This window comes from Staphylococcus sp. EZ-P03, from assembly GCF_003344575.1.
Taxonomy (GTDB): Bacteria; Bacillota; Bacilli; order Staphylococcales; family Staphylococcaceae; genus Staphylococcus; species Staphylococcus simulans_B.
Window position 1 is genome coordinate 1 of the sequence record NZ_QPMO01000027.1, and the last position, 9,913, is coordinate 9,913.

Sequence of the window (9,913 nt, forward strand, 5' to 3'; positions counted from 1 at the left end):
ATCCCTAAAGGTCAAAATGGTGCGGATGGTCAATCAATCACAGTAAGATCAACAGCACCAGATGCGGATGGCAATACAGTTGTGACATTCTCTGATGGCTCAACAATCACTATCCCTAAAGGCGTTAAAGGAGATACAGGTGCAGCCGGCACAAATGGTGTAGATGGAAAATCAATCACTATTACTGGCACAACGCAAACACCAGACGGCAACACAGAAGTAACGTTCAGCGATGGCACAAAAGTAGTCGTTCCTAAAGGAAACAAAGGTGATAAAGGTGAAGACGGTACATCTGTAACAATCACAGGTACAGAGGTTCAACCAGACGGCGCAACTAAAGTAACATTTAGTGATGGCAGAGAAATCACTATCCCTAAAGGTGAAAAAGGCGATAAAGGTGACGCAGGTGAAAACGGAACTTCAGTAACAGTAACAAATACAGAAGTTCAACCAGACGGTTCAACAAAAGTAGTCTTCAGCGACGGTAAATCTTTAGTTATCCCTAAAGGTGAAAAAGGTGATGATGGCCAATCCATCACAGTAAGATCAACAGCACCAGACGCTGATGGCAATACAGTTGTAACATTCTCAGATGGCTCAACAGTTACAGTTCCAAAAGGTGCGAAAGGCGACAAAGGTGTCGATGGTCAATCTATTACAGTAAGATCAACAACTCCAGATGCGGATGGCAATACAGTAGTGACATTCTCAGACGGAACAACTATCACAGTACCAAAAGGTACTAAAGGTGATAAAGGCGACAAAGGCGATAAAGGTGATAATGGTGTAGATGGCAAATCTATTACAGTTACATCAACAGCGCCTGATGCCGATGGCAACACAGTTGTGACATTCTCAGATGGTTCACATGCTGTGATTCCTAAAGGAGATAGAGGTGCAGATGGTACTTCAGTAACTATTACAGGAACTGACACATTACCAAGCGGTGATATCAAAGTTACATTCAGTGATGGTCATGAAATTATCGTTCCAAAAGGTGCGAAAGGCGATGCTGGCCAATCTGTTACAGTCGTAAGACATTCTAAAACTCCTGAAGGCAACACAGTAGTTGATTTCAGTGACGGCAGCAGCATTACTATTCCAAAAGGAGACAAAGGCGATAAAGGTGAAGACGGTACATCTGTAACAATCACAAGTACAGAAGTTCAACCAGATGGTACAACTAAAGTGACATTCTCAGATGGACGCGAAATCAATATTCCTAAAGGCCAAGATGGAAAATCAATTACAATTACTAAAGCTGAACCAGATGCAGATGGTAATATTGCGATTGATTTCAGTGATGGATCTAAAGTTACCGTACCAAAAGGCAAAGATGGTACTTCAGTAAGCATTACAAATACTGAAACATTACCAAACGGCGATATTAAAGTCGTCTTCAGTGATGGCCATGAAATCACAGTACCTAAAGGTACAAAAGGCGACAAAGGTACAAAAGGCGACAAAGGTGATAAAGGTGCGGATGGAAAATCTATCACAATCACATCATCAACTGTTCAACCAGATGGCAATACGAAAGTAGTCTTCAGCGATGGACACGAAATCGTAGTACCAAAAGGTAAAGATGGAAAATCAATTTCTATCGTTTCAACTTCACGCGACGCAGATGGTAATACTGTTGTGAACTTCAACGACGGTACTTCAGTTACTATTGCGAAAGGTGATAAAGGAGACCAAGGTATTCCTGGTAAAGATGGCAAAGACGGCAAATCAATCACTGTAGTTAAATCTGAGCTTCAACCAAATGGTGATACAAAAGTAACGTTCTCAGACGGACGCGAAATTACAATTCCAAAAGGCAAAGATGGTACATCTGTTACAGTGAATGGAGCACATCCAGACGCAGACGGCAATACTGTTGTAGAATTCAGCGATGGCAAAACAATTACTGTATTGAAAGGCAAAGACGGTAAAGATGGACGCGACGGTGTTGACGGAAAAGATGGAAAATCTATTACTATCACAGGTCAAAAAGTTGATCCGAACGGTAATACAATTGTTGAGTTCAGCGACGGAAACTCTGTCACAATTCCAAAAGGCAAAGACGGTACATCTGTAACAGTCAAAGATTCACATCCTGATGCGGATGGCAACACAGTTGTAGAATTCAGCGATGGCAATACTATCACAGTCTTAAAAGGCAAAGATGGCAAAGACGGAAAAGATGGCAAATCAATTACTGTAGTCGGACAAAAAGTTGATCCGAACGGAAACACAATCGTTGTCTTCAGTGACGGTCGTGAAATCACAATTCCAAAAGGCAAAGATGGTGCATCAGTATCTGTAAAAGATTACCACTTTGACCATGATGGCAATACAATTGTTGAGTTCAGCGACGGTAATACAATTACAGTCTTAAGAGGTAACGATGGTCTTGACGGTCGTGATGGCCGCGACGGCAGAGATGGACGTGATGGCAGAAATGCAGTACCGACTCCACCTGCATATATCGTTAATAACTACATTGATGGATATAACACAAATGTAATCATCTTCAGTGATGGTCAACGTGTTGAAATTCCATGCGATGCTTATGGATATCCTGTTGCAATTGTAGGATATAACCATGATGCAATTGGTAATGTGGTATTACAATGTGCAGATAATACAAGAATTATCGTACCTTGTACAAAACCAGTCACACCAAAAGTGTCAATTCCAATGATTCCATTGGTACCAGCACAACCAAGTGTTCCTGTACAACCACAAGTGCCAGTGGCACCGCAAGTACCAGTGACACCACAAGTACCGGTGACACCGCAAGTACCGGTGACACCACAAGTACCAGTGACACCGCAAGTACCGGTGACACCGCAAGTACCTGTAACACCACAAGTACCGGTGACACCGCAAGTACCTGTAACACCACAAGTACCGGTGACACCACAAGTACCAGTGACACCGACAACAAACAGTAATACAAATGTACCAACAGGTACTGTTGAAACTACTCCAGTACAACCAAAATCTGTTGGACATACACATTACGTGAATGTGGGTCAAAAAGATACGAATAAATTTGCTGGTAAACACCTTGAACATAAAGTGGTTTATCACAATGTAGAACAACCTAAAGCAGCACCAGTACAACAACCAGAAAAATCAGCACAATCATTACCTGATACAGGTTCTGACGAAACAGCACCATTATTATATGGTTCATTACTTGCTGGTTTAGGTGCAGCATCAGTACTTGGATCAAAACGTCGTAAAGATGAAGAATAATACTATGATTTGAGTATAAAAGGAATCAGGCTTCGGCCTGGTTCTTTTTTAATAGTGACTGAAAACGCTTTCTTATTTTAGGATTTTTGAATTGAATAAATTTAAGTAACTTTCTGAAAAATAATGTTGACTTTTTCACTCAGTGTTTGTAAGATATGGAATATAAATGAATTGAATATAACTCTTATCCAGAGAGGCGGAGGGACAGGCCCTGTGAAGCCTCGGCAACAGAATTAATAATGATCATTAATAACTGTGCCAATTCCTGCAGTGAGATACTGTGAAGATGAGACGAGCCGATATATTATATCCCGAGGACTTGTTTCATTAGTCCTCGGGATTTTCTTCTTTTGGAATTATCACAAATTAAGAAAAATTCATTCATTTCAAATTATTAGAGGGGGATTTACCTATGATTGAGTTCAAGGATGTCAATAAAACATTCCGTAAACGCTCAACAGAAATTCAAGCTTTAAAAGATGTCAGTTTCACTGTAGAACGACAAGAAATTTTTGGGGTTATCGGGTACAGTGGTGCAGGTAAAAGTACTTTAATCCGACTAGTCAATAAGCTTGAAGATGCAACATCAGGAGACATTATTGTAGATGGTCATAACATTAATCAATATAACAAAAAGGAATTGCGTAAAGTTAAGAAGAATATCGGAATGATTTTCCAGCATTTCAACTTGCTTAATTCTAAAACAGTATTCAATAACGTAGCAATGCCGCTCATTCTTGAAGGCAAAAAGAAGCAATACATACAAGCAAAAGTCGAAGAAATGCTTGATTTCGTAGGGTTAGCTGATAAAGGGTCACAGTATCCTAATGAGCTTTCAGGCGGTCAAAAGCAAAGAGTTGCGATTGCACGTGCATTAGTGACGGATCCTAAAATCTTGTTATGTGATGAAGCAACAAGTGCGTTAGACCCTGCAACAACGGATTCGATTCTGCGTTTGTTAAAACGCGTCAATCAAACATTTGATGTCACAATTTTGTTAATTACACACGAAATGAGTGTGATTCAACAGATTTGCGATAAAGTTGCGGTAATGGAACAAGGCAGTGTTATAGAACTCGGCAGTGTCTTAGATGTTTTCAGTCATCCTAAGACAAAGACAGCTAAGAGCTTCGTCTCAACCGTTATCAGTACAGATATCAGCGATAAAATGATTCATCAATTACCAACTGATGATAATAACTATTTAGATGTCAAAGTGTACTTAGAAGGTTCGCAGCTTGGTCTCTCAGTGATTCAGACATTAATCAAAGATTTCAAGCTGGATGTGAATGTTATCTATGCATCGATGTCAGACATTCAAGATACTTCAGTGGGTTATCTGACATTACGAATTAAAGGTTCAGATGAAGAAAAGCAACGTGCCTTTGATTACTTGAAGCAAAATAATATTGAATTTGAGGAGGTAAAATAACATGCTCGGTTCAACTTTAGATTCTTCTCAATTACTTGAAGCTTTATATCAAACACTGCTAATGGTTTCTATTTCATTAGTTATCGGTGCATTAATCGGTATTCCATTAGGTGTGTTACTAGTTGTCACAAAGAAAGACGGCATTTGGGAAAATAAAGTAATTTATCATGTTCTTAATCCGGTGATTAACGTACTGCGTTCTGTACCTTTCATCATCTTATTGATTGCGATTGTACCATTCACGAAATTAGTTGTAGGTACATCAATCGGAACAGCAGCTGCAATCGTACCGCTTACTGTTTATGTAGCACCATATATTGCAAGACTCGTTGAGAACTCATTGCTTGAAGTGAGTTCAGGTGTGATTGAAGCAGCGAATGCGATGGGAGCATCTCCTATTCAAATTATCCGCTACTTCTTATTACCAGAGGCATTAGGATCATTAATTTTAGCATTAACCACAGCAATTATCGGTTTAATCGGAGCTACTGCGATGGCAGGTGCTGTCGGAGGCGGCGGTATTGGTGACTTAGCTTTAGCTTATGGTTACCAGCGTTTCGATACAATCGTCATTGTGATTACAGTCATTATCTTAGTTATTATGGTTCAGCTGATTCAATCTCTAGGGAATGTATTAGCTAAGAAAATCAGAAGAAATTAATTTAAAAAGGGGCAATTCGTTCAATGAAGAAATTATTAGTATTAGCAATCGCATTTGTCGTTATTCTTGCGGCATGCGGAAAGAAAGATGATAACAAAACAGTTACAGTCGGTGTAGCATCTAACGAAACAAAAGTTTGGGATAAAGTCGCAGAATTAGCGAAAAAAGATGGTATTACAGTGAAAGTAAAACAATTCTCAGATTATAACGTACCGAACAAAGCGCTGAACGATGGGGATATCGATATGAACGCATTCCAACACTTTGCATTCTTAGATCAATATGAAAAAGCTAACAAAGGTACAAAGATTACGCCAATCCGTACAACAGTATTCGCACCATTAGGTATTTACTCTAAAAAAATCAAAGACATTAAAGAATTGAAAGACGGAGCTAAAGTGATTATTCCTAACGACGTATCTAACCAAGCACGTGCGTTAAAACTTTTAGAAAAAGCTGGCTATATCAAGCTTTCTAAAGACTTCGGCTTAAAAGGCGGCATCAAAGATATCGTTGAAAACAAGAAGAAATTAGATATTAAAGCAGTAGATGCGCAACAAACAGCACGTGCATTAGACGATGTGGATATTTCAGTTATCAACAACGGTGTAGCAACAAAAGCTGGTTTAGATGCGAAAAAAGATCCAATCTTCTTAGAAAGTGATGACGCGAAAGCTTCACAACCATACATCAACATTATCGCTGTTAACTCTAAAGACAAAGATAATAAAACATTGAAAAAAGTTGCGGAACTTTACCACTCTAAAGAAGCACGCAAAGCATTAAAAGAAGAAACAAAAGACGGTGAAATCATCGTTGACTTAAAACAAGATGAAATCAAAAAAATCAATGATGATTTGAAAAAATAACGCAGTATTTTGCAAAATAATAATCACATAATTCTAAGGCATGCCATCAATATGGTGTGCCTTTTTTATGCTTTTGTAACAAATATGACGGTTTTATGTCGAAACTAATAAGGAATACTGTTATGTGCAATTAATTAAATGATATAATCAATGTGATGCAATTCAAAAAGGCGTGTAAGTGTGCTCAAATTATATAACTAAATCAGACAAAAGTAAGGTTAATATTATTTAGCCCTTTTAAGTCATTTTTGTTTTCATCAATTCAAATTAAGGAGTGTCATAGTTGGAAGACAAACAGACATCTAAGAAAAGAGCATCTTTTCTCCCGAATAGACTCAACAGATATTCTATTCGTAAGTTTACAGTAGGTACCGCTTCTATTTTAGTCGGTGCTTCTTTATTCTTTGGAGCAAGTACACAAGATGCTAAAGCAGCTGAAGAAACTACAGCAGCAACGACAAATTCAACGACACCAGATAAAGACACCAGCGTTGAACCAACTAAAGCAGATGCAGCAACTTCTGAAACTGCATCAAAAGCGAACACTGCAGTTGAGCAATCAACCGCAGCAACACAGGCAGAAGCTGCAAAAGCTGAACCTGCAAAAACAACTCAAACTTCAGAGAAAGGAGATACAGTTAAAGCAGAACAGCCAGCTTCTGTTGAACAACAAAAACAAGCAACACAAAATACAACAGACGCAGTCAAAACTGCAGAAGTTAAGGCTGCGCAATCAACAGAAACACAATCAAAACCAGCTGAAAAGGTAAAAGAAACAGTTCAACCAGTAAAAATTGATGAAACAGTACAAGCAACACCAGTACTTCAGGCAATTGAATTAGAACAAGTTGTGGATGCTAAAACAGCAACACAATTCTATGCACAATCTGCAGGGGTTTCAAATGAACAAGCAACAGAGATTATTAAAGGTTTGAATTTACCTGAAAATGCGACACCAGAAGAAATTCGTGAAGCAATCATTTATCAGTTAACACACGAGTATGAGTCTAATCAACCGATTGGTGTATTAACAAATACTAAACCAAAAGTTGAACGTGTATTAAATGATCAACGTTATGCAAAATATGGTGCGCTGATTCCGCCAACATTAGAAATAATAGATGCAGATGCATTTAATAATGGTTATATCAATTCAGGTTCTGATGAAACAGTTAAACCTAACGTGATTTCGGGTCGAGCTTGGATGACAGATGAAGGTACATCCGCAACAGGTACCAATAGTCTTACACCTGTTCCAGCCAACACACCGGTTTATATGCAATGGCAAGATAAGGATGGCTCAGTATCACCAATTTATCGTGCATATACGCATAATAGAAATAATCTTGATTCTGCACAAGATGGTCCGGGTGCATATGCCTTTGACTTAAGACATGGATGGACAGATGCGACTGGTAAAAACCATTTATATAAAGCAGTTGAGGGACAAAAATATCATTTTTGGATTTATGACTTCAAAACTAAAGACGGCAACACTGCGACAATGTTGCGTCAAGCAGGTGGATTTTATCCAGGTGCCTTTGTAAACTCAGTAACTGGAAATAACTTAGGACAATTCCCGTCTATCGGTACGAACATGCAACGTACAGGTATTTTTATGTCGGTTATTCCAACAAACCACTACATGGTAAAAGCTAAATCTCAATGGACTCAATCTCAAGGTCGTATATCAGATGATCCTTCAGTTTTAGCTATTGATGGTATGAATACTATTAGAGGTCGAGTATGGCAAGAAACTGGCGCAGGCGACCAAGCTACTTCAGCAACAGGTCCGAACTATAACCCTTTTTTAGGAGATAAAGCAGCAAGCGGTTATAAAGTTGTAATGAGTTCATTAACAACTGAAGGTGCAAGAGCTTATGATGCACAAGTTAAAGGACTTCAAAAAAGCCAAAGACCTGCCGCAGCTAAGAGATTATTAACAGCACATCCTGAATATATTTCACAAACAGTAGTTGCGACAACAAATAGTGAAGGTTCATATACTGCACAATTTGATGCTGGAAAACTAAATATGGATCATGTATATGGTTATGTTTTAGATCCTAAAGGTAATCTTGTTCAGACTTATTCAGGATTTACGTCACCAGAATACAGACCGCCAAACTTTAATAACTCATTTGCGCCAAGTACATTACCTTCACCAGGTATACAACAATGGGCAAGTGTCAACTTTGCGGTTGTAGAAAGCCCAACGTTCCTTCCGATTTTAGATATAAATAATTTTAATACGACAACACAACCGGCAACACCTGGATCAAAAGCAACAATTAAATTATTGGATGGTAAAATTCCTTCGCTAGATACACACATTGAGTGGATAAGTGAAGGTAAAGTTGTTCATAAAACTTCACCATTCAAAACTGTTGCCCAAGGTGAAAAATTAGGTGCATTTACTATCCCATCTAATGCAAAAGACGGACAAATTTATACAGCATTATTAGTTGTTGGAGGAAATGCGATTTCTGGTGACTCTTTAATTGTTCATACAACTAATTCAAATAAATATCCGCCAAAAGCAACTGGTATTACTAAACCATTCGGAGAAGCAGCAACTCAAGATGAAGTGAAAAAACATGTTACAATTCCTCACTTCCCAACAGGCGGTAAACAACCAGTTATTACTATTGATGATCCTTCATTGATACCGGATGGCCAAACACCAGGTACAGTACAAGTTCCAGTTACTGTCACATACCCTGATAAATCAGTAGCTAAAATCAATGTACCAGTCACAACAGGTAATCAAGCTGATAAAGATAAGTACACACCAACTGCTGATGCAATTACAAAACCATTTGGTCAAGCAACAAACGAAGCAGAAGTGAAATCTAAAGTACATGTTCCAAACTTCCCAACAGGAGGTACGCAACCAACATATACAGTAGATACTTCAAAAATTCCAGATGGTCACACACCAGGTACAGTGAATGTGCCGGTAACAGTGACATATCCAGATGGTTCATCAGAAGTAGTGAATGTACCAGTTACGACAGGCAACCAACCAGATAAAGATAAATACACACCAACTGCAGGTTCAATTACGAAACCATTTGGACAAGCAGCGACACCAGAAGAAGTAAAAGGAAAAGTAAGTGTTCCAAACTTCCCTAAAACAGGTGCACAACCGACATTGACAGTAGATACAACAAAAATTCCTAACGGTCAAACACCGGGCACAGTGAAAGTCCCAGTAACAGTGACATATCCGGATAAAACATCAGAAGTGGTTAATGTACCAGTTACAACAGGCAACCAACCTGATAAAGATAAGTATCAACCAACTACAGGATCAATCACAAAACCATTTGGTCAAGCAGCGACACCGGAAGAAGTAAAAGGTAAAGTAAGTGTCCCTCACTTCCCAACAAGCGGAACACAACCAACATACACAGTAGATACTTCAAAAATTCCGAATGGCCAAACACCAGGCACAGTGAATGTTCCAGTAACAGTGACATATCCAGATAAAACATCAGAAGTGGTTAATGTGCCAGTCACAACAGGTAACCAACCAGATAAAGATAAATACCAACCAGCAACAGGAGAAATCACAAAACCGTTTGGTATACCGACAAGCGAAGCAGAAGTGAAAGGCAAAGTAAGTGTGCCGAACTTCCCAGCAGGGGGAACACAACCAACGTACACAGTGGACACAAGCAAATTACCTAACGGTCAAACGTC

The 9,913-nt window shown here is 38.9% G+C and carries 5 protein-coding genes and 1 riboswitch; all 5 genes read left to right on the forward strand.

Annotated features, from left to right (window positions below):
* Positions 1–3,246: MiiA motif-containing surface protein (locus tag DVJ99_RS13245; protein WP_114604380.1), on the forward strand; the 3,246-nt coding region annotated here is incomplete at its 5' end.
* Between the two features lie 181 nt (positions 3,247–3,427).
* A riboswitch (SAM riboswitch) is annotated at positions 3,428–3,539 on the forward strand.
* A 119-nt stretch (positions 3,540–3,658) separates the two neighbouring features.
* Positions 3,659–4,678, forward strand: coding sequence for a methionine ABC transporter ATP-binding protein (locus DVJ99_RS11825; RefSeq protein ID WP_105994749.1), 1,020 nt, complete (start codon positions 3,659–3,661; stop codon positions 4,676–4,678).
* A 1-nt stretch (position 4,679) separates the two neighbouring features.
* On the forward strand, positions 4,680–5,339 hold the full coding sequence (locus tag DVJ99_RS11830) for a methionine ABC transporter permease (RefSeq protein WP_105994750.1): 660 nt from the start codon (positions 4,680–4,682) through the stop codon (positions 5,337–5,339).
* Between the two features lie 23 nt (positions 5,340–5,362).
* Positions 5,363–6,208, forward strand: a complete 846-nt coding sequence (gene gmpC / locus DVJ99_RS11835; RefSeq protein WP_114604381.1) for a dipeptide ABC transporter glycylmethionine-binding lipoprotein — start codon at positions 5,363–5,365, stop codon at positions 6,206–6,208.
* A gap of 283 nt (positions 6,209–6,491) precedes the next feature.
* Positions 6,492–9,913 (forward strand): Rib/alpha-like domain-containing protein (locus DVJ99_RS11840; RefSeq protein WP_114604382.1); only part of this gene is annotated, 3,422 nt, incomplete at its 3' end.

Excerpts from the sequence above, each read along its gene's own strand:
- DVJ99_RS11825 (WP_105994749.1), top strand. The coding sequence starts at position 3,659 with ATGATTGAGTTCAAGGATGTCAATAAAACATTCCGTAAACGCTCAACA.
- DVJ99_RS11830 (WP_105994750.1), top strand. The coding sequence starts at position 4,680 with ATGCTCGGTTCAACTTTAGATTCTTCTCAATTACTTGAAGCTTTATAT.
- gmpC (WP_114604381.1), top strand. The coding sequence starts at position 5,363 with ATGAAGAAATTATTAGTATTAGCAATCGCATTTGTCGTTATTCTTGCG.